This is a genomic window from Streptomyces sp. NPDC005492 (assembly GCF_040605995.1).
Taxonomy (GTDB): Bacteria; Actinomycetota; Actinomycetes; order Streptomycetales; family Streptomycetaceae; genus Streptomyces.
In genome coordinates this window covers 106,886-133,667 of the sequence record NZ_JBEXDX010000014.1, presented here as the reverse complement: position 1 = coordinate 133,667, position 26,782 = coordinate 106,886, and the positions used below count along the sequence as shown (strand labels likewise).

The 26,782-nt window shown below is 70.1% G+C and carries 28 protein-coding genes and 2 tRNA genes; 17 read left to right on the top strand and 13 right to left on the bottom strand.

The genetic code is table 11. The features are described from left to right. Window positions 1–74: 74 nt before the first annotated feature. From ABZT04_RS21010 to ABZT04_RS20995, 4 genes are all read left to right on the top strand, one after another. Window positions 75–392: a hypothetical protein gene (locus tag ABZT04_RS21010; RefSeq protein ID WP_356058239.1), complete on the top strand. Its 318-nt coding sequence runs from the start codon at window positions 75–77 to the stop codon at window positions 390–392. A gap of 172 nt (window positions 393–564) precedes the next feature. After that, entirely contained in the window at window positions 565–933 is a 369-nt protein-coding gene (locus ABZT04_RS21005) for a WhiB family transcriptional regulator (protein WP_030668930.1), read from the top strand. After that, a complete protein-coding gene (locus tag ABZT04_RS21000; RefSeq protein WP_356058238.1) occupies window positions 930–1,256 on the top strand; it encodes a hypothetical protein in 327 nt (108 codons plus the stop codon). The genes ABZT04_RS21005 and ABZT04_RS21000 overlap by 4 nt, the downstream gene beginning before the upstream one ends. A gap of 134 nt (window positions 1,257–1,390) precedes the next feature. Next, complete coding sequence (locus ABZT04_RS20995) at window positions 1,391–1,600, top strand: hypothetical protein (protein WP_356058237.1); 210 nt, start codon at window positions 1,391–1,393, stop codon at window positions 1,598–1,600. Window positions 1,601–1,612: 12 nt separating this feature from the next. Here the strand turns inward: ABZT04_RS20995 and ABZT04_RS20990 are convergent, their stop codons facing one another. Together ABZT04_RS20990 and ABZT04_RS20985 are read right to left on the bottom strand one after the other, a co-directional pair. Next, complete coding sequence (locus ABZT04_RS20990; protein WP_356058235.1) at window positions 1,613–2,986, bottom strand: AarF/ABC1/UbiB kinase family protein; 1,374 nt, start codon at window positions 2,984–2,986, stop codon at window positions 1,613–1,615. After that, window positions 2,979–4,205, bottom strand: a complete 1,227-nt coding sequence (locus ABZT04_RS20985; RefSeq protein ID WP_356058234.1) for a TOMM precursor leader peptide-binding protein — start codon at window positions 4,203–4,205, stop codon at window positions 2,979–2,981. The genes ABZT04_RS20990 and ABZT04_RS20985 overlap by 8 nt, the downstream gene beginning before the upstream one ends. Window positions 4,206–4,424: 219 nt before the next feature. Between ABZT04_RS20985 and ABZT04_RS20980 the strand changes: the two genes are divergently transcribed. From ABZT04_RS20980 to ABZT04_RS20965, 4 genes are all read left to right on the top strand, one after another. After that, a complete protein-coding gene (locus ABZT04_RS20980) occupies window positions 4,425–5,021 on the top strand; it encodes a M48 family metallopeptidase (protein WP_356058232.1) in 597 nt (198 codons plus the stop codon). 110 nt (window positions 5,022–5,131) lie between these two features. Continuing rightward, the gene (locus tag ABZT04_RS20975) at window positions 5,132–6,751 is read left to right on the top strand and encodes a TerD family protein (protein WP_356058231.1); all 1,620 of its coding nucleotides are present in this window, start codon (window positions 5,132–5,134) and stop codon (window positions 6,749–6,751) included. An 11-nt stretch (window positions 6,752–6,762) separates the two neighbouring features. Beyond that, window positions 6,763–7,443 carry an AIM24 family protein gene (locus tag ABZT04_RS20970; protein ID WP_356058229.1) on the top strand — a complete coding sequence of 227 codons (681 nt, stop codon included), beginning with the start codon at window positions 6,763–6,765 and terminating at the stop codon, window positions 7,441–7,443. A gap of 16 nt (window positions 7,444–7,459) precedes the next feature. After that, the gene (locus tag ABZT04_RS20965) at window positions 7,460–8,215 is read left to right on the top strand and encodes an AIM24 family protein (RefSeq protein WP_356058228.1); all 756 of its coding nucleotides are present in this window, start codon (window positions 7,460–7,462) and stop codon (window positions 8,213–8,215) included. A 57-nt stretch (window positions 8,216–8,272) separates the two neighbouring features. Here ABZT04_RS20965 and ABZT04_RS20960 read toward each other — a convergent pair whose 3' ends face one another. After that, entirely contained in the window at window positions 8,273–8,794 is a 522-nt protein-coding gene (locus tag ABZT04_RS20960; protein WP_356058227.1) for an NUDIX hydrolase, read from the bottom strand. Then, complete coding sequence (locus tag ABZT04_RS20955) at window positions 8,791–10,218, bottom strand: zinc-dependent metalloprotease (RefSeq protein ID WP_356058226.1); 1,428 nt, start codon at window positions 10,216–10,218, stop codon at window positions 8,791–8,793. The genes ABZT04_RS20960 and ABZT04_RS20955 overlap by 4 nt, the downstream gene beginning before the upstream one ends. A gap of 192 nt (window positions 10,219–10,410) precedes the next feature. Between ABZT04_RS20955 and ABZT04_RS20950 the strand changes: the two genes are divergently transcribed. The 4 genes from ABZT04_RS20950 to ABZT04_RS20935 all read left to right on the top strand — a co-directional run bounded on the left by ABZT04_RS20950 (window position 10,411) and on the right by ABZT04_RS20935 (window position 13,576). Next, window positions 10,411–11,523: an SDR family oxidoreductase gene (locus ABZT04_RS20950; RefSeq protein WP_356058224.1), complete on the top strand. Its 1,113-nt coding sequence runs from the start codon at window positions 10,411–10,413 to the stop codon at window positions 11,521–11,523. A 137-nt stretch (window positions 11,524–11,660) separates the two neighbouring features. Continuing rightward, window positions 11,661–12,122, top strand: a complete 462-nt coding sequence (locus ABZT04_RS20945) for a molybdenum cofactor biosynthesis protein MoaE (protein WP_356058223.1) — start codon at window positions 11,661–11,663, stop codon at window positions 12,120–12,122. Between the two features lie 138 nt (window positions 12,123–12,260). Next, window positions 12,261–12,425: a hypothetical protein gene (locus ABZT04_RS20940; protein WP_356058221.1), complete on the top strand. Its 165-nt coding sequence runs from the start codon at window positions 12,261–12,263 to the stop codon at window positions 12,423–12,425. Window positions 12,426–12,478: 53 nt separating this feature from the next. Further along, the gene (locus ABZT04_RS20935) at window positions 12,479–13,576 is read left to right on the top strand and encodes a PDZ domain-containing protein (RefSeq protein ID WP_356058220.1); all 1,098 of its coding nucleotides are present in this window, start codon (window positions 12,479–12,481) and stop codon (window positions 13,574–13,576) included. 72 nt (window positions 13,577–13,648) lie between these two features. Here the strand turns inward: ABZT04_RS20935 and ABZT04_RS20930 are convergent, their stop codons facing one another. Further along, window positions 13,649–14,191 (bottom strand): PPA1309 family protein, encoded by a 543-nt coding sequence (locus tag ABZT04_RS20930; RefSeq protein WP_356058219.1) that lies wholly within the window; start codon window positions 14,189–14,191, stop codon window positions 13,649–13,651. 174 nt (window positions 14,192–14,365) lie between these two features. On the opposite strand from ABZT04_RS20930, the gene ABZT04_RS20925 reads away from it, so the two are divergent. The 4 genes from ABZT04_RS20925 (at window position 14,366) to ABZT04_RS20910 (ending at window position 19,599) form a co-directional block, all read left to right on the top strand. Further along, window positions 14,366–17,281 carry a UPF0182 family protein gene (locus ABZT04_RS20925; protein ID WP_356058307.1) on the top strand — a complete coding sequence of 972 codons (2,916 nt, stop codon included), beginning with the start codon at window positions 14,366–14,368 and terminating at the stop codon, window positions 17,279–17,281. Window positions 17,282–17,325: 44 nt separating this feature from the next. Next, window positions 17,326–17,399 (top strand) — tRNA-Met (locus ABZT04_RS20920). Window positions 17,400–17,605: 206 nt separating this feature from the next. Next, window positions 17,606–19,426: a tetratricopeptide repeat protein gene (locus tag ABZT04_RS20915; protein WP_356058217.1), complete on the top strand. Its 1,821-nt coding sequence runs from the start codon at window positions 17,606–17,608 to the stop codon at window positions 19,424–19,426. Window positions 19,427–19,525: 99 nt separating this feature from the next. Beyond that, a tRNA-Met gene (locus tag ABZT04_RS20910) sits at window positions 19,526–19,599 on the top strand. A 49-nt stretch (window positions 19,600–19,648) separates the two neighbouring features. Here ABZT04_RS20910 and ABZT04_RS20905 read toward each other — a convergent pair. From ABZT04_RS20905 to hisN, 6 genes are all read right to left on the bottom strand, one after another. Further along, complete coding sequence (locus tag ABZT04_RS20905; RefSeq protein ID WP_356058216.1) at window positions 19,649–20,794, bottom strand: ABC transporter substrate-binding protein; 1,146 nt, start codon at window positions 20,792–20,794, stop codon at window positions 19,649–19,651. Beyond that, window positions 20,791–21,654: an ABC transporter permease gene (locus ABZT04_RS20900; protein ID WP_356058214.1), complete on the bottom strand. Its 864-nt coding sequence runs from the start codon at window positions 21,652–21,654 to the stop codon at window positions 20,791–20,793. Before ABZT04_RS20900 ends, ABZT04_RS20905 begins: the two co-directional genes overlap by 4 nt. After that, window positions 21,651–22,418 (bottom strand): ABC transporter ATP-binding protein, encoded by a 768-nt coding sequence (locus ABZT04_RS20895; protein WP_356058213.1) that lies wholly within the window; start codon window positions 22,416–22,418, stop codon window positions 21,651–21,653. The genes ABZT04_RS20900 and ABZT04_RS20895 overlap by 4 nt, the downstream gene beginning before the upstream one ends. 151 nt (window positions 22,419–22,569) lie before the next feature. Next, complete coding sequence (locus ABZT04_RS20890) at window positions 22,570–22,986, bottom strand: Fur family transcriptional regulator (RefSeq protein WP_355917607.1); 417 nt, start codon at window positions 22,984–22,986, stop codon at window positions 22,570–22,572. Between the two features lie 111 nt (window positions 22,987–23,097). Continuing rightward, window positions 23,098–23,490 carry a CBS domain-containing protein gene (locus tag ABZT04_RS20885; RefSeq protein ID WP_356058306.1) on the bottom strand — a complete coding sequence of 131 codons (393 nt, stop codon included), beginning with the start codon at window positions 23,488–23,490 and terminating at the stop codon, window positions 23,098–23,100. Window positions 23,491–23,695: 205 nt separating this feature from the next. Next, the gene (gene hisN / locus ABZT04_RS20880; protein ID WP_356058211.1) at window positions 23,696–24,496 is read right to left on the bottom strand and encodes a histidinol-phosphatase; all 801 of its coding nucleotides are present in this window, start codon (window positions 24,494–24,496) and stop codon (window positions 23,696–23,698) included. 237 nt (window positions 24,497–24,733) lie between these two features. Here hisN and ABZT04_RS20875 point away from each other — a divergent pair, with 237 nt between their 5' ends. Beyond that, entirely contained in the window at window positions 24,734–25,339 is a 606-nt protein-coding gene (locus ABZT04_RS20875; protein ID WP_356058210.1) for a TetR/AcrR family transcriptional regulator, read from the top strand. 10 nt (window positions 25,340–25,349) lie between these two features. On the opposite strand, the gene ABZT04_RS20870 is transcribed toward ABZT04_RS20875, so the two are convergent. Both ABZT04_RS20870 and rsgA read right to left on the bottom strand, forming a co-directional pair. Beyond that, window positions 25,350–25,673 carry a multidrug efflux SMR transporter gene (locus ABZT04_RS20870; protein WP_355917598.1) on the bottom strand — a complete coding sequence of 108 codons (324 nt, stop codon included), beginning with the start codon at window positions 25,671–25,673 and terminating at the stop codon, window positions 25,350–25,352. A gap of 86 nt (window positions 25,674–25,759) precedes the next feature. Continuing rightward, window positions 25,760–26,770, bottom strand: a complete 1,011-nt coding sequence (rsgA, locus tag ABZT04_RS20865; protein ID WP_355917595.1) for a ribosome small subunit-dependent GTPase A — start codon at window positions 26,768–26,770, stop codon at window positions 25,760–25,762. Window positions 26,771–26,782: the final 12 nt, after the last annotated feature.

Sequence of the window (26,782 nt, the reverse complement as noted above, 5' to 3'; positions counted from 1 at the left end):
CCGTGCTGTACTTGCATATCCGAAGGACCGGTCTCACCCCCGGTCCCCCGAGACGCCGAGAGGAGGCGATTCCAGTGATCAGCATCAACACCAGCTCCAGCAGCACCGTGAAAATGACCGATCCCTCGGTCGTCTCCCTGTGCATGCTCGGCGTTTCGAACCTGGGCACCGGTCTGTCCGGCATTTCTGCCGCCCGTCCGGCGTCCCCCGTGTCTCTCGCGGTTCTTCCCGTCCGTGAGCGCAATGAGCGACCGACCAAGGCACTGGAAGCAGTAGCGGCACAGGCGCAGGCCTATGCCTTTGCGGCCGGTGCCGGAGGCCGGAAGAAGACGACGCAGCACCACCAGATGTGGGCCTTCCGTGGGCCAGAACCCTGGAGTGATCCAGCCTGATCGATCAGGCCGGCGCCTTCAGGGCCGCGGAACCCCATCCGGGATCCGCGGCCCTTCTGTTTTCCCCGAACGGGGACGACGGAGCGAAGGGGCCTCGGGACAAGAAAAGAACCCGGTACCAGCCGACAACCGGCCCAACAGGGCCGGAACGACCAGACGAGGAAGAACAACCGTGCAACTCGAAGCGCACGCCCCGTCCGTACCGCCTTCCGAAACGATCCCCCCGCCCGGCCTCACGGAGGACTCCACCTTGATCCCGCTCACCGCGCTCACCGCGCTCGACGACGCCATCGAGAACCTCGGCGTACCCGTCCCCTGCCGTTCCTACGACCCGGAGGTCTTCTTCGCCGAGTCGCCGGCCGATGTCGAGTACGCCAAGTCCCTCTGCCGTACCTGCCCGCTGGTCGAGGCCTGCCTCGCCGGTGCCAAGGAGCGGCGTGAGCCCTGGGGCGTCTGGGGTGGCGAGCTGTTCGTCCAGGGTGTCGTCGTGGCCCGCAAGCGGCCGCGTGGCCGTCCGCGCAAGAACCCGGTCACGGCATGAACATCTTCGGAACGATCGACCGCCCTCTCACGCACGACCCCAAGAAGCAGGCCCCGATGAAGCCGTCCACTCCCAGCGAGCCCGCGGGCTCCGCGATCCCAGACTTCACCACCCCGGGTGCGACCGAGTCGCGCCAGAACAGGACCCGAGAGATGCAACTCATTCCAGAAGCCCTGGCTCGTGCGCATATGCACGAGCGCCTGCATGAGGCCGAGCGGGAACGCCGGGCCGTGCGCCTGGTCTCCGCCCGCCGGATGCAGCGCAGGGCCGAGCGTGCCTCGATGCGCGCCCGCCGTGCGCTCGCCATGGCCGTCATGCAGTAATCGATCACACCTGAAGCGGTGGCCTCCCGGTCCCGGGAGGCGAAAGCTCCACGCGGGGGCCGGTCCGTCCGAACGGACCGGCCCCCGCGGTGCGTCCACCCACCGATCGCCGGGTACGGCGATATCGTCGCCGCGTGACGAGTCCTCCCGGAGGCAGTGACGACAGCGCCTCCACCGCGCAGGCCCCGCCCATGGTGTGCGCCCGCTGCGGCACCCGGTCGGAGGGCCCACAGCCCACCTGGACCTGCTCCGTGGAGAACGGAACCCGCAGCTACTTGTGCGACACCTGTGCCAGGGAGAACCTCAGGGCGATCGAGGGACGGCTGGACTCGGCCTGGTGGTAACCCCGTCCCCGCTCACGCCTCCGCGGCGGGCTCCTCCTCGTACGCCTCCAGGTCCTCCGGCAGGAACCCCGGCAGCCACTCCTCCAACTCCTCGCGCAGTCGCACCGTCGCGCCCAACTGGCACAAGACGCCGATTGTGCTCAACGTCACCCGGTGTATCAGGAGATACGCCGGAGGCAGATTGAGCTGCCTGCCCAACTGGTGGGCGGGGGAGCGGGGATCGGCGATGCGGGCCGCCTGGCTGCGCATCCAGCCGCGGGTGAAGGTGAACTCGTCGACCTGCGCCGGTTCGATGATCGGCACGAGGTAGTCGAGGACGGCATCGGGGTCCAGCTCTATCGACTCCTTGACGAAGCCCTCCGTGCACAGCAGTTCGTAGACCGCCTCGGCGTCACCGTCGAGTGTCATGCGCAGGGAGTCGCCGATGGGGGTCGGCAGGCCACCGGGGAGACGGTCGACCGTGCCGAAGTCCAGGACGCCCAGGCGCCAGTCGCCCTTGCCGTCCGGGTCGGCGGGCAGCAGACGGAAGTTGCCGGGGTGCGGGTCCGCGTGGAGGAGGCCGGTGCGGGCCGGACCGGAGAAGAGGAAGCGGGCCAGGAGCTGCCCCGCCCGGTTGCGCTGCTCCGGGGTGCCGTCGGCGATCACCTCCGACAGTGGGATCCCGTCGATCCACTCCGTGACCAGGACCTGGTCGCACTGGTGGACCACGGCGGGCACCACGACATCCGGGTCGCCCTCGAACTCCTCCGCGTGCGCCTGCTGGGCCTGCGCCTCCAGGCCGTAGTCCAGCTCCTCGGAGACCCGGTCGCGCAGCTCGGCGATGAGGGGCTTGATGTCCATCCCGGGGATGAGCGGGCCCAACAGGCGGGCGAAACGGCTCAGTTGGGTCAGGTCGGACAGCAGGGCCTCGCCGGCGCCCGGGTACTGGACCTTGACCGCGACCTCGCGGCCGTCGTGCCACACGGCCCGGTGCACCTGCCCGATCGACGCCGCGGCCGACGGCTTGTCCTCGAACTCCAGGAACAACTCGCGCCAGTCCTCGCCGAGCCGCTCCTCCAGCACGGCGTGCACGGTGCGCGTCGGCATCGGAGGCGCGGCCTCCTGGAGCTTGGTCAGCGCGGCCCGGTAGGGACCGGCGACCTCCTCGGGCAGCGCCGACTCGAAGACGGACAGCGCCTGCCCGAACTTCATCGCCCCGCCCTTGAGCTCGCCGAGCACCTTGAACAGTTGCTCCGCCGTGCGCTGTTGCAGCTCACGGCCGACGATCTCCGCGGACTCGCCCACGATCCGTTTCCCGAGCCCCCACGTGGCTCTCCCGGCGAAGCCGAGCGGGAGCGCGGCGAGCTTGGCGGTACGGGTGACCGCCTTGCGCGGAAGATCAGACATGCGCCCTCCAAGTCCCAGCCGGCCGGGCCGAGTCTGCCCTACGGCGCACACCCCTCGACGGCCGGTCCCCTGCCATTGTCGCGTGTCGATCCTCGTCCGTAGAGGTGTGTCTCTCCTCACCTTTCTCCGCATCCTTCTCCGCGGCTCCGCACGGGCATGCGGAATGCGCCCAGACCGGCCGGGAGTGCCAGTGGAGACCGGGCAGCGAGACCTCCCACCGGGCGCCCGCGCTCGACGGTGACTGCCCGTCGAGGAAGGCGAGCGCGTGCGCGGCCCCCAGTCCGGCGACGGTCGTGGCCAGCGCCAGATCGCAGGGGCGCACCCGGGGCTGCCTGCCGGAACGCCACTGCGCGACGAGACGGGGCCAGGTCGGGTCCCGGTCGGTGCGCGCCTGATGCAGACAGCCCGCGCAGGCCGTCTCACCTGGCAGCACCAGCGGGCCCACGATTCCGGTGCCCTCCACGACACCGGCGTAGAGATGAGGGGTTCCCGAGGCGATCAGGTCGGCGGCCGCGGACGGGTCGGGCGCGTGCACGGCGACGTCGTCGCGCGGGGCGAGGATCACCAGGGAGAAGCCCGGGTCGTTCTCCTCCGGCGCCGACCGCGAGGTCCGGCGCGGTGGACGACCCGGTGCCGCCCGGCGTACCGCGCGCCGCGCCGCCTCGTCCCGGCGCTCGCCGACCGCCTCTGCGGGCAGTCCGCCCGGAGCCACGTCCCAGGGTTCGGTGTGGCCGCCGTCGCGTACGTCGACCTCGCCGACCCCCGCGCCCGACAACAGCGCGGCCATCGCCGCGCCCACCCGGCCCGCGCCTCTCACCTGCACCCGCAGTCCGCTGCGCGCCGCCATACGGCCCATCGCCGCGCCCGGCTCGCCGGTGACCAGGGAGAGGGACGCGAGGTCCGGGCGCAGCCGGTCGAGGACGTCCTTCTTCGCGCGGAGGGCGTCGGCCCCGGGACCGCCCCCTTTCGCGTCGTCGAGCAGACCGGCCCGCGTCAGCCGCTCCACCAGTTGGTCGACATGCCCCTCGGGCAGATCCATCCGATGGCCTTCTTCACGCAGGAGCGGCAGTCCGCGCGTGCCGTTGAGCAGGTCCAGGAAACTGCCCGTCGCCGTGTCCATCGGGCCGAGCGTCATCGCGTGCGCCGGGGTCATCCCGAACTGCACGGTGTTGAGATCACGCCAGCCGCGCCTGAGCGCGGGCTTCACCATCGGATGCATGACTGGCCCCCGTAGCCCTAGGAAGTTACGTCCAGTGAGCCGGTGGAAGCGGTCCGTGATCCGCCGGCGATGCCAGCCTGCCCGGCCCGGGCGTCGGGTGCCGAAAGTTGTCCACAGGCAGGGGGTATTCGTCGTACAAATCAAACGCTCGGTGGGGGATCGACACCGAACCGTCCCAGGGGCGGGACTTCCCGCGTGTGCAGAGGGTAACGTCGGGGCGTGCCCGCCGACCCACTGCACAGCGCCGGAAAACCACAGCGCAGTATGACGAGCCAGCCGCCAAGCGGCTCGGGGGCGAGCGCGATCGAGGTTCGCAGGAGTGCGCGTCGGCGCAGAACGGTCTCCGCGTACCGCGAGGGCGATCGCACCGTCGTGCTGATTCCCGCCCGTATGTCCGAGGCGGAGGAGAAGCGCTGGGTCACCGTCATGCTCGACAAGCTGGCCGCCCAGGAAAGCAAACGCGTGCTCGGTGACGCGGAGCTGGCGGAGCGCGCCGAGCGCCTGTCGGACCAGTACTTCGACGGCCGCGCCCGGCCCACGTCGGTGCGCTGGGTCACCAACCAGAACACGCGCTGGGGCTCCTGCACACCCTCCGAGGGCAGCATCCGTCTCTCCCACCGGCTCCAGGGCATGCCCGAATACGTCGTCGACTACGTGCTGCTGCACGAACTCGCGCATCTCCTGGTCCCCGGACACGGCCCGCGTTTCTGGCGTCTCCTGGAGGCCTATCCCCGCACCGAGCGGGCCAAGGGCTACCTCGAAGGGGTGGTCGCGGCCGAACGGCTGCCCCATCTGCCAGGCACCCGCGACGAGTGACGTCCCCCTGGGGGTTGTGTACCGGGTCTGTACCGACATCCTCCGGTGTCAGAGATTGCAGTTAGCCTGACGCGACGCACTTGCATCGGGATGGGGGACGGTCGTTACGCATGGCCAGGGAATTCCAACGCGGCCACAAGGCCAAGATCAGTGACCTCACCGCGGGCACCGATCTGTACGTAGGCGTGCAGATCACCGGCCCCGGGCTGACGTTCGACATCAGTTGCTTCGGTCTCGACGCCGAGGAGCGGCTTTCGGACGACCGGTACTTCGTGTTCTTCAACCAGCCGAAGTCCCCGGAGGAGTCCATTCAGCTCCTCGGCGCCCAGGCGGGCGACTCGGAGTCCTTCCGGGTCACGCTCGACAGGATCCCGCCGCAGATCCACAAGTTGGCGTTCACGGCGACGCTCGACGGCGCCGGACAGATGTCGCAGATCGCCCCCGGGTACGTCCGGATCGTCGCGGGCGGCGAGGAGGTGGCCCGGTACTCGTTCAACGGTTCGGAGTTCACCACCGAGCGGGCCGTGATGCTCGGTGACTTCTACCTGAAGGACGTCTGGCGGTTCGCTGCCGTCGGCCAGGGCTTCGACGGCGGCCTCGAAGCGCTGCTGAAGAACTTCGGCGGCGAGGTCATGGAGGAGGAGGCGCCCGCCGCGCCGCAGCCGCAGTCCGGCGCCGCCCCGGGCTTCGCCCCGCCCCCGCAGACCTCCGCCCCGCCCGCGTTCGGCGCCCCGTCCGCCCCGGCACCCGCGCCTGCCCCGGCCCGTCAGCCCGCACCACAGGGCTTCACACCCCCGCCGGCCCCGGCGCCCGCCCCCTCCGTGCACGCCGCGCCGACGATCATCGCGCCGATGACCCCGCCCGGCGGCGGAATGGTGCCGCCGCCGGCCCCCGCCCCCGCGCCCTACAGCCAGCCGCCGCAGCCGTACGGACAGCAGGCCCCGGGCCAGACCGCGCCGCTGCCTCCCGGGTACGGCCAGCCGCCGCAGGCACCCCAGCCCCCGCCCGGCTACGGCCAGGTCCCGGCCCAGCCCGCCGCCTATGGTGTGCCCTCCGGCGCTCCCCAGGCCGCCGGTGTCTCGGCCGCGCTGGAGAAGTTCAAGGAGACGCCCACCGGGCAGCGCTGGACGCAGCAGAACAAGAAGCTGATCCGCGTCGACCTCGGCATCGGCGGCCAGCCCGTACTGGCCCGCCAGGGCAGCATGGTGCTCTACCAGGGCAAGGTCGACTTCGGCTACAAGGGCGCCGGGTTCGCCGGCCGCATCACGGGCAACGCGACCGGCCAGGAGATGCAGCTCATGCGCTGCACCGGCCAGGGCCAGGTGTTCCTCGCCGAGAACTCCACCAACCTGCACCCCGTCGAGCTCCAGGGCGACGCGATCTGCGTCTCCGCGGAGAACGTCCTCGCCTTCGACGAGAGCCTCCAGTACGAGGTCCGGCGCATCGAGGGACACGGCATCCCCGGGGGCGCGCTGTTCACGATGCAGTTCCAGGGGACCGGCACCATCGTCGTCAAGACGCACGGCGAGCCCGTCGTCCTGCCGGTCACGCCGACCACGTTCGCCGACTGCAACGCGGTCGTCGCCTGGTCCGCTGCCGCCCAGGTGATCGTCTCCAGCCAGGTCCGGATGCGCCGCAACGCCTATCCGGGAGACACCGGGGAGAGCGTCAACCTGCAGTTCCGGGCCGCCCCCGGCAATTTCGTCGTCGTCCAGCCGTACGAGGTCTGAGGGAGCCCGACATGAACCAGCCGCTCGCGGGCTACGCCCCCGCACCCGTCACCGCCCGCATGGAGAACCACGGCAACAACATGCTGAAGGTCGCCATGCAGACCGGAAGCGACCTCTTCGCGCGCGTGGGCTCGATGATCGCCTACGAAGGCTTCATCCAGTACGAGCCCAACCCGCCGGCCGTGCGCCAGATCGCGCGCGACTGGATGACCGGCGAGGGCGCGCCCCTGATGAAGTGCTCCGGAGACGGACTGCTCTACCTCGCCGACTACGGCGCGGACGTCGTCGTGATCAACCTCAACGGCGACGGGATCTCCGTCAACGCCACCAACCTGCTCGCCTTCGACGCCCACCTCACCTGGGGCGTGGAGCGGGTCAAGGGGCTGGCGAAGTTCGCCGGCCAGGGCCTGTGGAACACCAAGATCACCGGCCAGGGCTGGGTCGCGCTGACCTCGCGCGGCAAGCCGATCGTCGTCGACTGCGGCGGTGGCGAGGACGAGACGTACGTCGACCCGGACGCGCTCGTCGCCTGGTCCCCGAACCTCAAGGTGAAGGGCAAGCGCAGCTTCAAGGCGCAGTCGCTGATCGGCCGCGGCAGCGGCGAGGCCTATCAGATGGCCTTCTCCGGGCAGGGCATCGTCGTCGTCCAGCCCAGCGAGGACAGCACCGACCGCCTCCGGTTCCGGGGCTGAGGGGGAACACGACACCATGCAGAGCCCGCTTTTCGCGTTCAACGACTCGCAGTCCCAGGACCGCTACAGCCTCCAGAACAAGCAGATGCTGCGCATCGTCCTGGAGGGCCACGACGACATCCTCGCCCGCAAGGGCACGATGGTCGCCTACCAGGGGCTCGTCGAGTTCGACGCCGAGTACCAGAACAACCAGCAGGCACGCGCGCGTGCCTACACCGGCGAGGGCCTCAGCCTGATGCGCTGCCACGGGCAGGGCACGCTCTTCCTCGCCAACCTCGCCCAGCACATCCACGTGGTGGACGTCGAGCAGGACGGCCTGACCGTCGACAGCAGTTACGTCCTCGCGATGGACTCCTCGCTGCACCACGAGGTCATCGCCGTGGACAGCCAGTACGGCATCTCCGGCTCCGGGAAGTACCAGCTCAACATCACCGGCCGCGGCAAGGTCGCCCTGATGACCTCGGGCGCGCCGCTGATGATGCAGGTCACGCCGGACAAGTACGTCAACTGCGACGCCGACGCGATCGTCGCCTGGTCCACCGGACTGCGCGTCCAGATGCAGGCCCAGACGCATTCCTCCGGGGTGTGGCGGCGCCGCGGCAACACCGGCGAGGGCTGGGAGCTGAGCTTCATGGGCAGCGGCTACGCGCTCGTCCAGCCCAGCGAACTCCTGCCGCCGCAGAACGCGGCGATCGGCCAGGGCCTCGCCGCGCAGTACGGCATGGGCCAGCACGGCGCCCACGCGCAGAACCAGGGCAACGTCTGGAGCTGAGCGTCCAGTAGAGCGACACGTAAGGGGCGCCCGCCATTGCGGGTGCCCCTTACCGCCTCAGAGCCGGGCGCGGGTCGCTTCGAGCAGTCGTACGACCGACTTGTCCGCTACGGCCGCCACCTCGTCGTAGGCGAACCAGCGCAGGTCGAGGGACTCGTCGCTGATCTCCTGGACGGCGCCCGGGGGTGCCACGACCGCGTACTGGACGTCGTAGTGGCAGTGGCACGGCGCCGGGATCGGGTGGCGGTCCAGGCGGGCCGGGCCGCCCGGCAGCAGCGTCAGTCCGGTGATGCCGGACTCCTCCCCGGCCTCGCGCAGGGCGGCGGCCTCCAGTGAGGTGTCCTCCGGCTCGCAGTGACCGCCCATCTGCAGCCACATGCGCAGCTTCTTGTGCAGGGTCAGCAGGACCCTGCCGTGCTCGGGATCGATCACCAGGGCGCTCGCCGTGACATGACCGGAGTGGCAGGACTTCCACATGCCGTCCGGGTGCTCGGCGAGGTGGTCCAGGTAGGCCTGGCGCAGGTCCGCCTGGTCCTCGTAGCTCTTGAGTACGAGGACCGCGTCGTCGTGCAGGCTCACTCGGAGTCGTCGTCCTTCTTCTTCAGGTCCGGCTTCTCCTCGGTGCCGCTCGCCGCCTCGCCGAGCATCTTGTCCAGCTCGGAGAAGTCCAACTGCTCGCGGTGCACGAAGCCGTCCGGGTCGTCCAGGTCGGAGGCCGTCGGCAGCATGTCGGGGTGGGCCCACAGGCCGTCACGGCCGTCGACACCGCGCGCGTCGGTGAGCGAGGCCCACAGCCGGGAGGCGTCGCGCAGCCGACGCGGGCGCAGCTCCAGGCCGATCAGCGTGGCGAACGTCTGCTCGGCGGGACCGCCCGTCGCACGACGGCGCCGCAGGGTCTCGCGGAGCGCGTCGGCGGACGTCAGACGCGGCTTCGCGGCGGCGTGGACCACCGCGTCCACCCAGCCCTCGACCAGCGCCAGAGCCGTCTCCAGACGGGCCAGGGCGGCCTTCTGCTCGGGCGTGTCCTCCGGCTGGAACATGCCCTGCTGGAGGGCGTCCTGCAACTGCTCCGGGTTCTGCGGGTCGAACTGGCCGACCACGTCCTCCAGCTTGGCGGTGTCGACCTTGATCCCGCGCGCGTACCCGTCGACCGCGCCGTACAGGTGCGAGCGCAGCCACGGCACGTGGGCGAACAGGCGCTGGTGGGCGGCCTCGCGCAGGGCGAGGTAGAGCCGCACCTCCTCCTGCTGGATGCCGAGGTCCTTGCCGAACGCCTCGATGTTCAGCGGCAGCAGCGCGGCCTTGCCGACCGGGCCGAGCGGCAGACCGATGTCGGTCGAGCCGACGACCTCGCCCGCGAGCGTGCCCACGGCCTGCCCGATCTGCGTGCCGAACATGGCGCCGCCCATGGAGCGCATCATGCCGATCAGCGGGCCCGCCATGGCCTGCATCTCCTCGGGCAGGACGTCACCCATGGCCGCGCCGACGCGCTCGGCGACCGGGTCCACGAGCTCCTTCCAGGCCGGCAGGGTCGCCTCGACCCACTCCGCGCGGGACCACGCCACGGCGGAGCCGGAGCCGGACGGCAGCGAGGTCGCGTCGTCCAGCCACAGGTCGGCGAGACGGACGGCCTCCTCGACCGCGCTGCGCTCGGCGGGGCCGACACTCGCGTCCTTGGTGCCGTCCTGGGTGCCCTGGGAGACCGTCTGGCGGGCGATCTGCTTGGCCATGTCCCAGTTCACCGGGCCGCCCTCGTACGAGAGCATCTGGCCCAACTGCTGGAACGCGGCGCCCAGGTCGGTGGGGTTCAGGGAGCCGAACATGGCTGCGAGCGGATTGTCCGCGCCGGGGCCGCCAAGGCCCCCGGCACCGGGCAGCCCGCCAAAACCGAACGGGTTGGCCGGTCCCTGACCACCACCGCTCTCCTGGTCCTTCTTCTTGCCCTCGTCGCCGTCGTCCGGCTCCTCCGGCGGAAGGCCGAATCCGAATGGGGTGTCACTCACGGGATTCCTCGGCTGGTAAGGCCGCCGGTTCTCTCCGACGGCACGACTGCCCTTCAACACCACCCAGCGTAGACACCGCGAGCCGATCGGGCCTCGGTGCTTCGCCGAGACCTGGCCTGCGGCAGGATGGATGCCACCTGGTCCGGACGCGTCACGCGCGTCCGTACTGAAGACAACCGCTGGAGACGCCCGGTGAGTTCCCCAGATCCGCAGGTTCGCGCAGCGCGAAACCACTCAACCAGTCCCGCCGTGCGCGGGCCCGTCGTCGCGGTCACCGGCGCCGCGTCCGGGATCGGGGCGCTCCTCACCGAGCGGCTCGCCGCCTCCGACGAGATCAAGCAGGTCATCGCCATCGACGAGCGGCGCGGCGAGTGCGCGGCGGCCCAGTGGCACATCCTCGACGTACGGGATCCGGCCATCGCGGAGAAGCTGCGCGGCGCGGACGTCGTCGTCCATCTGGCGCTGGACCTCGATCTGGAGACGGACCCGGCCGCCCGTTCGGCGTACAACGTGCGGGGGACGCAGACCGTGCTGACGGCCGCCGCGGCGGCCGGTGTCCACCGGGTCGTGCTCTGCACCTCGGCGATGGTCTACGGAGCGCTGCCCGACAACGAACTGCCGCTGTCGGAGGACGCCGAGCTGCGGGCCACCGCGGAGGCCACCGGAGTGGGCGACCTCCTGGAGGTCGAGCGGCTCGCACGGCGCGCGCCCCGGGCGCACCCCGGGCTCAATGTCACCGTCGTACGCCCCGGAGTGCTCGTCGGCGGCACCGACACCGCGCTGACCAGGTACTTCGAGTCGCCCCGGCTGCTCGTGGTGGCCGGGTCTCGGCCCGCCTGGCAGTTCTGCCATGTCGAGGACCTGTGCAGCGCGCTGGAGTACGCGGTCCTGGAGAAGGTCGACGGGGAACTGGCCGTCGGCTGCGACGGATGGCTGGAGCAGGAGGAGGTCGAAGAGCTGAGCGGCATCCGGCGCATGGAGCTGCCGTCGGCGGTCGCGCTCGGCGCCGCCGCCCGGCTGCACCGCATCGGACTCACCCCGTCCCCGGCCGGCGACCTGGCGTACACGATGTACCCGTGGGTGGTGAGCGGGAGTCGGCTGCACGACGCGGGCTGGCGGCCGCAGTGGACCAACGAGGAAGTGCTCGCGGAGCTGCTGGAGGAGGTCTCCGGCCGGCACACCGTGGTCGGGCGCCGGCTGGGCCGCAAGGACGCGACGGCGGCCGGTGCGGCGGGCGCGACGGTCGCGCTGCTGGGCGCGGCGGCGGTCGTACGACGGGCACGCAAGGCCCGGCGCCGGATCTGACCAGCGCGCTGCCGCACCACGCCTCCCATGACCCTCCTAGAAAGCGCGCCCCCTGTAGGACGCTCCAAACAGGCACGCGCGCGTGCCGGGCGAACGTGCTATTCCGAGCTGTCGTCGGGGTGGGGCACGATGGAGGCATGGCATCCACGATCGACCATCCCGGTGAGCAGGCCGCGCAGGATCCCGTCAAGCTGATCGGGATCCGGGAGACGCCCCTCTCCGTGGACGAGGTCTTCCGGGCCGTCGGGGACGACGCGGCCGGTGGGACGGCGTTGTTCGTCGGGACCGTCCGCGATCACGACGGCGGTGCCGATGTCGACCGACTGGGGTATTCCTGCCACCCCAGTGCCGAGGCCGAGATGCGGCGCATCGCCGAGAAGGTCGTCGCGGACTACCCGGTGCGGGCGCTGGCCGCCGTCCACCGGGTGGGGGAGCTCGAGATCGGGGACCTGGCGGTCGTCGTCGCCGTGTCGTGCCCCCACCGGGGCGAGGCCTTCGAGGCCTGCCGGAAGCTGATCGACGATCTCAAGCACGAGGTGCCGATCTGGAAGCACCAGAGGTTCTCCGACGGCACCGAGGAGTGGGTCGGCGCCTGCTGACGAGCTGATGACCGCTCACCGACTTCTCACCCGCCCTCCGGTTGCGTAACCGCCCCCCTGCCATGAGCGTTGTCACTGGGGCTGGTTAATGTGCTGATCAGTCAGTTGCGGTGACTCATGTGGGGTTGGGAGGTCGGCATGGCGGCGCTCGCCTGGTTGCTGATTCCGCTGATGGCCGCGATCGGTGCAGGTCTGTGGGGCAGTTGGGCCAACAGAACCCGCAAGATACGCAGCGACGGCCCGGAACTGGACGGCTACGCCCGCTTCCGCGAGGCCATGGAGAAGTCCCACTCGGGCATGTGATCGGAAGTCGGCCCTGACGGTGCGCTGACAGAAGCGTCCCGTACTGTCGTGCCATGCCACGCCGCACCGCGACGATGCTCGCCTCCACCCTGATGCTGATCGCGCTCCTGTGCGCGGGAGTCTTCATCACAGTCCCGTACGCGGAGATGTCACCGGGCCCGACGGTGAACACGCTCGGGAACCACGACGGCGAGCCGGTACTGCAGATCAACGGGCGCAAGACCTACCCGACGACCGGTCACCTGAACATGACGACGGTCCGGGTCACCAGCGCCGACTACAACATGAACCTCGTCGAGGCCGTGTACGGCTGGCTCGCCCACGACAACAAGGTCGTCCCGCACGACACGCTGTACCCCGACGGCAAGACGGAGCAGCAGTCCACCCAGGAGAACGCCGAGGAGTTCAGCCAGTCCCAGGAGAGCGCCAAGGTCGCCGCCCTGGACCAGCTCGGTATCCCGGTGACGTCCTGGGTGATCGTCTCGACGGTCGTCAAGGACTCCCCGGCCGAGGGCAAGCTGCACGCCGGTGACGTGATCAAGGCCGTGGACGGTACGACGGTGAAGCAGCCCGACGACGTCGCGAAACTGGTGACCAAGCACAAGCCGGGCGAGAACGTCGTGTTCACGATCGTGCCCGCCAAGGAGCAGGCCGCCGCCGTGAAGGCCAACAAGACGGCGACCGCGACCAAGAAGATCACGATCACCACCGCGACGTCCGACGACAGCGGCGCCAAGCGCGCCATCGTCGGCATCTCGGCCGGGACCGATCACACGTTCCCGTTCACCATCGACATCAAGCTCGCGGACGTCGGCGGCCCGAGCGCCGGCCTCATGTTCGCGCTCGGCATCTACGACAAGCTCACCCCGGGCGACCTCACCGGCGGCAAGTTCGTGGCCGGCACCGGCACCATCGACGACGACGGCAAGGTCGGCCCGATCGGCGGCATCTCCATGAAGACCGTCGGCGCGCGCAGCAAGGGCGCGAAGTACTTCCTGACCCCCGCCGAGAACTGCGCGGAGGCCGCCAAGGACACCCCCAGCGGCCTCCAGCTCGTCAAAGTGAACACCATCAAGGACGCGATCAGCTCCCTGAAGCTGATCAACAGCGGCAAGACCGTCGACCTGCCGAAGTGCTCCACCAAGAGCTGAACACGCCCTGGCTACGACTCTGGGGGCGTCCTCGAACGGAGGGCGCCCCCAGAGTCGTAGCCAAGGAGGTCGTCAGTCCTCGAAGGTCGCCGACAGGGCCTCGGCGAGGCCCGGGACCAGGGCGCCGCCCGTGAGGACCTCCGTGGGGGAGTCCTTCTCGCGCAGCCGCAGGGCCGAGTCGCGGGTGCCGTCGCGCAGGACCGCGACCGTCATGCGGACCTCCTGGCGGTCCGGGTGCTGGGCGACCCACTGGGTGAGCTTCTTCTCGCTCAGCCCGTCCGGGACGGAGGCCTCTGCGGACGGCGGCAGCATCAGCCGCTCGACGGTGAGCGCGCAGCCGACCACCGCGTCGGGCCAGGCGATCGTGCCGAGGAACTCGTCCAGCGGCTTTCCGGCCGGGATCTCCTCCTGCTCGATCGGGGTGAGACCGGAGGCCTCGGACTCGTCCCGCAGGCCGAGTTGGGCCGCGAGGCCGGGTTCCTGGGCCCGCAGCCGCGCGGTGTCTACGAGGGCGAAGAGGCGAGCGGGCTGGTCCCAGCCGAGGCCGGCGGCGTACTCGTCGATCTCGAGCACGGCCCGGGTGAGGGGGTTCGCTGCCATGGGAGTGTTGGACATGGTCACAATCCTGCCTCGTTCATGGCCGGAATCGGGAACCGAGTAAACGGTGAGTAAGTTGCATAGGTGTGGGCCCGCGATCACGCGGGGCTACGGAGGGTCCGCGAACCCGGGGACCTGACGCAACGACAGCGACCAACAGCGAACTTCGAGGTGCGCACCTTGGCTTTCCAGATGCCGGACCGCGGCGGAGGCCCGACAGGGCCGCGGATCAGAGTGGGCCGCCCGTCCCGGCGTGTCCGGACGTTGCTCATGACACTGGGCGTCCTTGCCGTACTCGGCATGGCGTTCACGATGTTCGCGGGCTTCTGGACGGACTGGCTCTGGTACCGGTCGGTGCATTACTCGTCCGTGTTCACCACCACCCTGTCGACCAAGATCGGGCTCTTCTTCGTCTTCGGCCTGCTGATGGCGGCCGCGGTCGGGGTGAACATCTGGCTGGCGCACCGACTGCGCCCGCCGCTCAGCGCCATGTCGATGGAGCAGCAGAGCCTCGACCGCTACCGCATGGGCATCGCGCCGTACAAGAAGTGGCTGCTGCTGGCGATCACCGCCCTCGTCGGGCTGATCGCGGGCGCCTCGGCGTCCAGTCAGTGGCGGGTCTGGCTGATGTGGGTCAATGGCGTGCCCTTCCACCAGAAGGACCCGCAGTTCCATCTCGACGTCTCCTTCTACGCCTTCGACCTGCCCTGGTACCGCTTCCTGCTCGGCTTCGGCTTCGCCGCCGCGATCCTCTCGCTGCTCGCCGCCGCGCTGACCCACTACCTGTACGGCGGCCTGCGCATCACCAGCCCGGGCGCGCGGGCCACGGCCGCCGCCACCGGACATCTGTCGGTGCTGCTCGGCATCTTCGTCGCCCTCAAGGCGGTCGCCTACTGGCTCGACCGGTACGGACTCGCGGTCAAATCAAGCGACTTCAAGGCGACCGGTGACTGGACGGGCCTTAGGTACGTCGACGCGAACGCGTATCTGCCGGCCAAGACGATCCTGTTCTGCATCGCCGTCATCTGCGCGCTGTTGTTCTTCGCCACCCTGTGGCGGCGCACCTGGCAGCTCCCCGTCATCGGCTTCGGTCTGATGGTGCTCTCCGCGATCCTCATCGGGGGCCTGTACCCGGCGATCGTCCAGAAGTTCACGGTCCAGCCAAACGAACAGGCCAAGGAAGCCCCGTACGTCCAGAAGAACCTCAAGGCGACGCGCGAGGCCTACGGCATCGACGACACCAAGGTCACGGAGTACTCGGGGACGAGCACCACCAAGGACAAGGCCAAGCTGCGCTCCGACGTCGACTCCACGGCGAGCATCCGCATCGTGGACCCGAACATCGTCTCGCCCACCTTCCAGCAGCTCCAGCAGATCAGGAACTACTACGCGTTCCCGACCAACCTGGATGTCGACCGGTACACCAAGGACGGCAAGGACCAGGACACGGTCATCGGTCTGCGTGAGCTGAACCTCAACGGCATTCCGAAGAACAACTGGATCAACGACCACTTCCGCTACACCCATGGCTACGGCGTGGTCGCCGCCAAGGGCACGGAGGCCGACTCCGAGGGCCGCCCGGTCTTCACCGAGTCCGATCTGCCGTCCACGGGCGACCTCGGCACGTACGAGCAGCAGATCTACTACGGCGAGAAGACCACCACGTACTCGATCGTCGGCGGTCCCCAGAAGGAGATCGACTACTCCGACGACAGCGGCGAGAAGACCACCAGCTACAAGGGCAAGAGCGGGGTCAGCCTCTCCAACCCGCTCAACCGGGCCGCGTACGCGGTGGCTTTCAACGAGCCGCAGATGCTCTACTCCGGTGCCATCGGCGACGGTTCGCGGATCCTGTACAACCGCACGCCCAAGGAGCGCGTCGAGGCGGTGGCGCCCTGGCTGACCATCGACGGCGACGCCTACCCGGCGGTCGTGGACGGCCGTATCCAGTGGATCGTGGACGCGTACACGACCAGCAACGGATACCCGTACGCCTCGCGGACCACCCTCGGTGACACCACGGCCGACTCGCTGACCGCCTCCAACAACAACCGCGCGGTGGTGGCCCAGCAGAACCAGGTCAACTACATCCGCAACTCGGTGAAGGCGACCGTCGACGCGTACACCGGTCAGGTCAAGCTCTACCAGTGGGACACCGAGGACCCGGTCCTGAAGACCTGGATGAAGGCGTTCCCGGGCACGGTCAAGTCCAAGGCCGACATCTCGTCCTCGCTGATGGCCCATCTCCGGTATCCGCAGGACCTGTTCAAGGTCCAGCGCGAGCTGCTCACCCGGTACCACGTGACGGACGCGCAGACGTTCCTCAGCGGCAGCGAGGTGTGGCAGGTGCCGGACGACCCGACCAACAAGTCGGGCAGCGCGGTGCCGCCGTACTACCTGAGCATGAAGATGCCGGACCAGTCCGCGCAGGCGTTCTCGCTGACGACGACGTTCACACCGAACGGCAGAGACAACCTCAGCGCCTTCATGGCCGTCGACTCCGAGGCCGGCACCCCTGATTACGGCAAGATCAGAATCCTGAAGCTGCCGACCAGTACGACCGTCGGCGGACCCAAACAGGTGCAGAGCGCCTTCAACTCGGAACAGGACATCGCCGAGTCCATCAAGCTGCTCAAGGGCGGCGACTCCGACATCGAGTACGGCAACCTGCTGACGGTGCCGCTCGACGGGGGACTGCTGTACGTGGAGCCCGTCTACGTACGCGGTGGTGGACTCAAGTACCCGCTGCTGCGCAAGGTGTTGGTGGCCTACGGAGGCAAGACCGCCTTCGAGGACACGCTGGACGAGGGGCTCAACAAGGTCTTCGGGGCCGAGAGTTCGACGACCACGCCACCGGACGAGAGCACCAGTCCACCGACATCCACTAACCCGACGGTCCAACAGGCCCTGACCGACGCCCAGAAGGCCTTCGACGCCGGGCAGGAAGCCCTGAAGAAGGGTGACTGGGAGGCGTACGGCCAGGCGCAGAAGGATCTCCAGGCCGCGCTGAAGCGGGCGGAGGACGCGCAGGCCGCGGCAGGCAAGAGCAAGAGCAGCGCCAGTCCCAGCAGTAGTCCGAGTCCGAGCGCCAGCCCCAGTAGCGGATAGGGAAAAGCCCACCTCACGCCCGTGGTACGGTTGCAACACAACGGCGCGGGGTGGAGCAGCTCGGTAGCTCGCTGGGCTCATAACCCAGAGGTCGCAGGTTCAAATCCTGTCCCCGCTACTGATCGCGAAGGCCCGGATCCTTTCCAGGATCCGGGCCTTCGCGCTGTGCGAACGCATGTGCCGACGAGGGTGACGGCCGTGCCGCCGGGGGGACTTGGTGAAACCGTGTTTTGCTTGTCTCTCTGTGGGCATGTCGACAAAACGCTGTAGAGACCTCACTGGCTGCGGTATACCAGGTGTACCCAGGTTGCAGGTGGTGCGACGATGGACGTTATGGGGGACAAGGCAACTCTGTTGGATACAGGGCGTTTTGTGCAGCCTTCCGACCGGGACGAAACCGGGGACGGGGAGGCTGTCGACGAGGCACGCACACGGCTCGCCGCGCAGGCCGGCGACGTCGAGGCGACGAGTGTCCTCGGAGCCATACTGCTGCGCCGCGGTGATCTCGACGGAGCCGAGCCCCTGCTGCGTGCCGCCACCGCCGAGGGTGACCGGGCCGCGGCCAACAACCTGGGTGTCCTCCTGCACCAGCGCGGATACACCGACGAGGCCGCCGGATGGTGGCGGATCGCCGCCGTGGCCGGCTCCGCCGCCGCCGCGCACGCGCTCGGCCGCTACCACCGCGAGCGCGGCGACGAGCCCGCCGCCGAGTACTGGCTGCGCCAATCCGCCGAACAGGGCCACGCGCTGGGCGCGTACGCCCTCGCCGACCTGCTGGAGCACCGCGGGGACACCGCGGCCGAGCGATGGATGCGCTCCGCCGCCGAGCGCGGGCACCGCGAGGCCGCGTACCGGCTGGCACGGGCGCTTGATCACAAAGCGGCACAGGAGACGCAGGAGGGCGAGAGCGGCGCTGACAACGGTGTCGAGGCGTCCGCAGGGGGCGAGTCCGAGCAGTGGTACCGGCAGGCCGCCGCGCGCGGCCATCAGCGGGCCGCGCTGCACCTCGGGGCGATCCTGGAGAAGCGGGGCGAGCTGAAGGAGGCCGGGCGCTGGTATCTGACCTCCGCCAAGGACGGCGAGGCCCGCGCCGCCTGCGCCCTCGGCTTCCTGCTGCGCGACGCCGGCGACACCGAGAGCGCCGCCGTGTGGTGGCTGCGCGCCGCCCAGGACGGCGACGGCAACGCGGCCAACGCGCTGGGCGCGCTGCACGCCGAGCGCGGCGAGACGCAGACCGCCGAGCGCTGGTACCGGGCCGCGATGGACGCCGGTGATGTGAACGGCGCGTACAACCTCGGCCTGCTCTGCGCCGAGCAGGCCCGGACCGCGCACGCCGAGCAGTGGTACCGGCGGGCGGCCTACGCCGGACACCGCGAGGCGGCGAACGCGCTGGCCGTGCTGCTGCTCCAGGGCGGCGACGCGACCGGCGCCGAGCCGTGGTTCTCCAAGGCCGCCGAGGCCGGCAGCGTGGACGCCGCCTTCAACCTCGGGATCCTCTTCGCCGGGCGCGGCGAGGAGGCCGTAGCGCTGCCCTGGTACGAACGGGCGGCCGCCGCGGGGCACACCGAAGCGGCCTTGCAGGTCGGCATCGCCCGGCTGCGGGACGGCGACGAGCCGGAGGCCGAGCGGCATCTGCGCTGCGCGGCCGGCGGGGGGAGCGCGGAGGCGGCGTACCGGCTGGCCTCGGTGCTCGACGCGCGGCGACCGCCCACGCCCGCCCACGAGTTGGGCGAGCAGGTGCACGAGAAGACCGAGTGCGAGGAGTGGTACGAGCGGGCGGCTTCGCAGGGGCACCGGCGCGCCCAGGTGCGGGTCGGGATGCTGGCCGCCGCGCGCGGCGATGTCGTCGAGGCGGCCCGCTGGTACCGCGAGGCGGCCGAGGCCGGGTCCCGCAACGGTGCCTTCAACCTCGGGCTGCTGCTGGCCCGCGAGGGCAGCGAGCCGGAGGCGGCGGTGTGGTGGGCACGGGCCGCCGACGCGGGGCACGGGCGGGCGGCCTTGCGGCTGGCCCTGGTTTACGCGCGTCGCGGGGAGCTGGCCGAGGGGCAGCGCTGGGCGGACCGGGCGGTGACGCTCGGGCCGGGGGAGGTGTCCGAGCGGGCGGCCCGGCTGCGGGACGCGCTGCGGCAGGAACTGACCGCGTGATGTCGGACCAGCCGGGACCGGCGAAACGAGCGCCGCTGACCTGCACTGTTAAACGATTTGCTTCTTCCCGCGTCCCTGACGTAACGTTGCATTCATCGACGCGGGGTGGAGCAGCTCGGTAGCTCGCTGGGCTCATAACCCAGAGGTCGCAGGTTCAAATCCTGTCCCCGCTACTGAAGGCCGAGGGCCGGAATCCGAAAGGGTTCCGGCCCTCGGTCGTTTCTACGGCTGATGCCCCACCGCCTCCTCGTACAGCGAGCGGTCCAACGTCCGGGACTCGGGCAGCGTGGCCCCCTTCGACACGCCCGCCGCCTTGTACGCGGCCTGCAATCGCGTCGTCGTACCCGAGCGGATCTCCCAGTCCATGGTGAGCGACGGCGTCGACTTCAGGACCGCCTCGTCCGTCTTCAGGAGTTTCGCCAGGTAGGCGACGAAGCTCGGGTCGCTCTTGTAGTCGTTCGCGAAGTACGTGTTCACCGTGCGGATGTAGGCCCGCATCAGGGCCACCCCGGCGTCCACGTCGTCGTGCAGGAGCGTGCGGCCGTAGAGCATGCCGCCCAGGGGCTCGCCGAGGGGCTGGCCGCCCAGGAAGGCATAGCGCGGGTTGTCGTCGACCTTGCGCCAGACCGGGTCCAGGAGCCAGGCGGAGTCGACACCGCCGTTCTGGAGGGCGGTGAGGACGTCGGCCGAACCGAGCTGCTGGTACTGGATCTTGTCGAGGCCGCCGCCGTGGTTCGCGAGGGCCTTCTCCATGGGGTACGCGATCACCGAGCCCTTGCCGATCATCGTGCCCATCCTGCGGCCCGCCATCCGGACGTCGGCCGCCGCCTCGCCGTTCCTCAGCTTCACCCACAGGCCGCTCTTCGACCGGGGGTCGGGCGAGAAGTTCCCAGCGACCCACTTGATGTCGAAGCCACCCTGGACGCCGTTCATGACGGCCGCCTCCGGAGCGGCCCACATCGCGTCGATGTCCCCCTTGGCCAGCAGCGGCAGCGCGTCCGGGGTCGGCAGCACCTTGAGGGTGACGTCCAGGCCCTCCTTCTTGAACTCGCCCTTGTCCAGGGCGACTTCGAGCGGGGCGACGTACTCCGCGCTCAGGGTTCCGGTCGCGATCGTCAACTTCCGCGTCTTGGGGAGGGGTTGGGCGGAGGGGGCGAGTGGCTGGCAGCGGGCCGGGACGCGGGTGGGGGAGAGGTCCGCCGGGTCGGTCCAGGACGACTTGCCGCAGCCGTCGACGGGCTTGATCGTGCGGCCGCCCGCGGCTGCCGTGCCCGAAGACCCGGAATCCCCCGCGTACTTGGACGAGCAGCCCGCCGATGCCAACAGAGCGGCCACGACGACCACCACACCGTACGCACGCCTTCTCATGACTGCCCCCGTCCTCGGTCCCGCGGTGCCCATGGGGTGAGCAACCGGCCTGCCACACGCACCAGTTCGGAGAAGACGACCCCCAGGACCGCGACGCACACGATGCCGACGAACATCACGTCGTTCTCGAACAGTGCGCGGGAGTCGAAGATCAGATGACCCAGGCCGTTCGTCGCGGCGATCTGTTCCGAGGCCACGATGACCAGGACGGCCACGCCCGCCGCGATCCGGGCGCCGACCAGGACCGCGGGGAGCGAGGCGGGCAGGAGGACGTGGCGGAACATCTGCCACGGGCCGGCGCCGAAGACCAGGCCCGCGTCCCGGTGGCCGGAGGGGATCGCAAGGACAGCCGACATCGTCGAGATCCACACGAAGAAGAAGACCGTGGCGGCCACCAGCGCCACCTGCGGGCCCTCGCCCAGGCCGAACATGTTCAGGAAGATCGGCAGCAGGGCCAGTTTCGGTACGACGTACAGGGCGTCCAACAGCGGTTCCAGCGCTGCCCGGACGAGCGAGAGGGAACCCATCAGCAGGCCCAGCGTGTACCCGGCTGCCGTGCCGATCGCGTAGCCGCCCAGGACGCGCTTGGTGGTGGCCCACACGTCCGGCCACAGGTCGCCGGCGGCGGCCCGGTCCCAGCCGTCGGAGAAGATCGTGGAGGGAGCCGGGTAGACGCGGGGGTCGATCCAGCCCTGGGTGGCGGCCAGTTGCCACCACAGGATCAGGACGAGGGGTACGGCGACGGCGAGCGAGAGTTCCAGTGCGCGTCGGCGGCGGTGGGTGCGGACCGGATGGAGTTCGTGCGGGCCAGGACGGCGGACCAGGACCGGTTCCTCGCGGCCGGGGGCGATCGTGGTCATGCGGGCACCGCCTCCTTCCGCAGCAGTTCCCACAACTCGCCCTTCAGAGCGGTGAATTCGGGGGTGTCACGGATGTCGCCGGTGCGCGGGCGCGGGAACGGCGGGCGATGCTCGGCGATGATCCGGCCAGGCCGGGCGGACATCACCAGCACGCGGTCGCCGAGGACCAGCGCCTCCTCCAGGCTGTGCGTGATGAAGAGGGTGGTCGTGCGCAAGGTCTGGGTGATCTCCAGGAGTTCGTCCTGGAGGATCGTGCGGAGCTGGGCGTCCAGGGCGGCGAACGGCTCGTCCATCAGCAGGAGTTCGGGTTCTACGGCGAGTGCGCGGGCGATGGCGACCCGCTGGCGCATACCACCGGAGAGGGTCGCCGGGTAGGCGTGCGCGAAGTCGGCGAGGCCCATGCGGGCCAGCCACTCGTCGGCGCGGGCGTTCGCCTCGCGGCGCGGTACGCGCTGGACGTCCAGGCCGAAGCGGACGTTGGCGCGGACCGACTTCCAGTCGTAGATGCCGTAGTCCTGGAAGATCATGGCCGCCGGGCGCGGGCTGGACGTGCGGATCTCCAGGGTGCCCGTGCTGGGGCGCAGCAGGCCCGCGGCGATGCGCAGGAGGGTGGACTTGCCGCAGCCGGACGGGCCGACCAGGCAGACGAACTCGCCCGGGGCGACGGCGAGTTCGAGCGGGCCGAGGGCGCGGACCTGGTGCGGGGCGCGGCCGAAGGCGCGGGTCAGTTGGGTGGCGTGGAGTTTTGGGTGCGGGTCTCCCACGGTTGCTCCTCGCGGAGTGCGGTACGTCCGTCTGCACGGGTGGGGGGTGCCGGACGACGATATGACGGACCGTCAGATTCGGGAAGGCCGTACGCAGCACAAAGCCCCGGCATCCGTGTCGAACGGATGCCGGGGCCTGCGAAGGGACTTGCTACGCGCTCGCGCAGTTCGGGCACAGTCCGCGGTACGTCACCTCGACGTCCGAGACCGTGAAGCCGAAGCGCTCCGAGTCGGGGAGGTCGGCGAGCGGGTTGCCGCCCGGGTGGACGTCGCGGATCTGGCCGCACTGGGCGCAGACCAGGTGGTGGTGCGGGCTGTGCGCGTTCGGGTCGTAGCGCTTGGCTCGCTTGTCGGTGGCGACTTCGAGGACCTCGCCGAGGGAGACCAGCTCACCGAGCGTGTTGTAGACCGTCGCCCGGGAGATCTCCGGGAGCTTGGCCACGGCGCGGGAGTGGACCTCGTCGGCGGTCAGGTGGACGTGGTCGCCGTCGAGCACTTCGGCCACGACACGTCGCTGTGCGGTCATCCGCCATCCGCGTCCGCGCAGCCGCTCCAGAAGGTCACTCATGCAGGCCAGCCTAACAGCAACGTGACCAGTTCACGAATAGGTGTGACTTTGGAGGGCTGCTGGACTTGGACTGAATCCAATCACTGCTCAGGTCACTGTTCAGGTCACTGCTCAGACGGGGACCTGCTGTCGTGCGGGTGCCCAGCAGCGGATGATGTCGCGGACCGAGACGATTCCGGCGGGCTCGGCGCGGTCGAGGACGATGAGATGGCGGAAGCCGCCGTGGGCCATCGCGCTCGCCGCGTCCTCCAGCGTCCAGGCCGGGGTGGCGAACACGACGTCGGTGGTGGTGTGGGCGCCGGCGCGCTCGGTGTCCGGGTTCTGGCCCCGGCCGATCGAGTTGAGGATGTCGCGTTCGGTGAGGATCCCGATACCGCCGGCGTCGGGATCGAGGACGACGGCCGCGCCGACATGACGCGAGGACATCAGGGCGGCTGCCTGGCGGAGGGTGTGGGCGGGGCCGATGGTGAGAACCACCGTGCTCATGGCGTCGCGGACCAGGATGGGATGCAGCATGGGGTGAGGCCACCTCCTAGGGAATCCGTGTCGGTTCACGGGTCTCGGGCCCGTCGGTTGCCGGCCGAGGCTTCGCTAGTTACCGGATTCACAAGTTCACAAGTGGGGGGACTCTCAGGGTCGCAGGTAAAGCACGGGTCAACAAGGGGGCGCGGGTGGCTGGTTGGGGGCGTGTACAGGCGTCCCGTCAGGCTCAGTAGCGCTGGTTGAGATACCCCAGAAACTCGTCGTGCAGGATGCCGTTCGACGCCGCCGCGTTGCCGCTGTGCGGGCCCGGGCGGCCGTCGAGGCCCGTGAAGGTGCCGCCGGCCTCGGTGACGATGATCGCGTTGGCGGCCATGTCCCACAGGGAGAGTTCGGGTTCGGCGCAGATGTCGACCGAGCCCTCGGCGACCATCATGTAGGGCCAGAAGTCGCCGTACGCGCGCGTGCGCCACACCTCGCGGGTCAGGTCCAGGAAGCCGCCGAGGCGGCCCTGGTCCTCCCAGCCGGTGAGGGAGGAGTACGCGAAGGAGGCGTCCGAGAGCTCGGAGACCTGGGAGACGCGCAGGCGGGTGGCGGAGGACAGGCTGCGGCCGGTGTAGGCGCCGTGGCCCTTCGCGGCCCACCAGCGGCGGCCCAGGGCGGGCGCGGAGACCAGGCCGACGACCGGCTGGAAGCCGCCCTCCGACGCCTCCGTCAGGGAGATCAGCGTGGCCCACACCGGGACGCCGCGTACGTAGTTCTTGGTGCCGTCGATCGGGTCGATCACCCAGCGGCGGGGGCCGGTGCCCTCGATGCCGTACTCCTCGCCGAGGACCGCGTCGCGCGGGCGGGCGCGCTGGAGATGGCCGCGGATCAGTTCCTCGGCGGCCTTGTCCGCCTCGCTGACCGGAGTCATGTCCGGCTTGGTCTCGACCTTGAGATCGAGCGCCTTGAACCGCGCGGTCGTCGCGGCGTCGGCGGCGTCCGCGAGGACATGGGCGAGGCGCAGGTCATCGTGATAGTCGGCCATGCGTGAACCGTATCTTCAGCGGTCGCGCCGGGGCTACAGGGTCCGGTGCGCGAAACGGGAGGTGACGGGAGGTGACGAGAGGTGGGGGACCGTCATGTCCTTCCCCTGAGCGGCGCTCTCCCCGTCAACTCCCGCGCGCGATGGCCGAAGTGCGCCCCCTGGCGCCGCCGCGAACCCTTGACAGTGCTCCTGTGCGCGTCAAATCTGGGCGCAGAGCCGCTCGTCCCCGGGAGGCGGATGATGCCTGCAGCGCGGGAATCCCTGTTGGACGCCGCTTATACGGCGCTGGCACGCCGGTCGTGGTCCACCGTACGGATGGTGGACGTGGCCGCCGCGGCCGGAGTGTCCCGACAGACGCTGTACAACGAGTTCGGCAGCAAGGAGGGGCTCGCGCGGGCCCTGGTCAGAAGGGAGGCCGACGGATATCTCGTCGGCGTCGACCGGGCGCTGGGCGCCCATGCCGACGCCCGGGACCGGCTGACCGCGACCGCCGAGTGGACCGCGTCGGCGGCCCGCGAGAACGCGCTGGTACGCGCCATGCTCACCGGCTGCTGGAGCGAACGGCTGCCCTCGCCGACCCTGTCCGCCGTGCCGTCCTCCTCGGCCGTACCGGCACAGCGCCGGGCCGACGGACCGCTGCCCTCGCCCGGCGACTTCGTGGCCGTCGTCCGCGATCGCGCGGTTGCGGCACTGGCCGGACCTGGAGCGGCCAGGCCGGACACCGCCGACCTGGCCCGGTCCTGTGAGCTCGTCGTACGTCTGGCGCTGTCCTGTGTGTCCGCGCCGCCCGGCGAGGGCGGGGTCGGGGAGTTGGTGCGCAGCGCGCTGGGGCCCAGCAAGTAACAACCGGTGGTCAGTGTGCGGAGCCCGACAGTTGGAGGCCGATCACGCCGATGATGACGAAGCTGATCGACACGATCTTCAGGGTCGACACCAGGTCGCCGAGGAAGATCATGCCGTAGATCGCGGTGCCGGCCGCGCCGATGCCGGTCCACACCGCGTAGGCGGGGCCCACGTCCAGCTTCCGGAGGGAGAGGGTGAGGAGGCCGAAGCTGCCCAGGGCGAAGGTGCAGAAGGCGACCGTGGGCCAAAGCCGGGTGAAGCCGTGGGACAGCTTCAGGCACACGGCGAAACCGGTCTCCAGAATTCCGGCCACGACAACCAGCAGCCACGCCATGTGCTGTCCTCCCGTTTGTCCGGCTCGGTGCGATTATGCACTTACCGAACTTGAGTCCCCACAAACACGCGGTGGTCGGCCGGTGATCAGTCGCCCTCGGTCCGCTCCCGGGTGGCCAGCAGCCGCCGTAGCGAATAGAGCCGCTGCGGGTCGGCGTGGCCGTCGGCGACCCACTGGTCCAGGGCGCAGTCCGGCTCGTCGTGGCTGCACGCGCGCGGGCAGTCGGCCGTGCCCGGCTCCAGGTCGGGGAAGGCCTTGATGACCCGGGACGGGTCCACGTGGTGCAGGCCGAAGGAGCGGACGCCCGGGGTGTCCACGACCCAGCCCGAGTCGTCGGGCAGCGGGATCGCGCGGGCCGAGGTCGTGGTGTGCCGGCCGCGGCCGGTGACGGCGTTGACGATGCCGGTGCTGCGTCGGCGGTCCGACGACACCAGGGCGTTGACGAGGGTCGTCTTGCCGACGCCGGAGTGCCCGACGAACGCGGTGATCTTGCCGTCCAGTTGCTTGCGGACCCGCTCCACCGCGCTGCCGTTCTCCAACTCCTCACGGCTCGTCACGACGTACGGGACACCCAACGCGCCGTACAGCTCAAGGAGTTGGTCCGGGGACGCCAGGTCCGACTTGGTGAGGACGAGCAGCGGTTCCAGGCCGCCGTCGTAGGCCGCCACGAGGCAGCGGTCGATGAGGCGGGGGCGCGGCTCGGGGTCGGCGAGGGCGGTGACGATGGCGAGTTGGTCGGCGTTGGCGACGACCACCCGCTCGTAGGGGTCGTCGTCGTCGGCCGTGCGGCGCAGCACGGAGGTGCGCGGCTCGATGCGGACGATCCGGGCGAGGGTGTCCTTGTCGCCGGACAGGTCGCCGATGATGGCCACCTGGTCGCCGACCACCGCGGCCTTCCGGCCCAGTTCGCGGGCCTTGATCGCCATCACGACCCGGTCCTCGACGAGGCAGGTCAGCCGGCCCCGGTCGACGGTGACGACCATGCCCTCGACCGCTTCCTCGTGCTTGGGGCGGATGTTGGTGCGCGGCCGGTTGCCCTTGCGGTTGGGGCGCTGGCGGATGTCGTCCTCGTCGGTGTTCTTGCCGTAGCGACGCATGGCGTGAGTCCC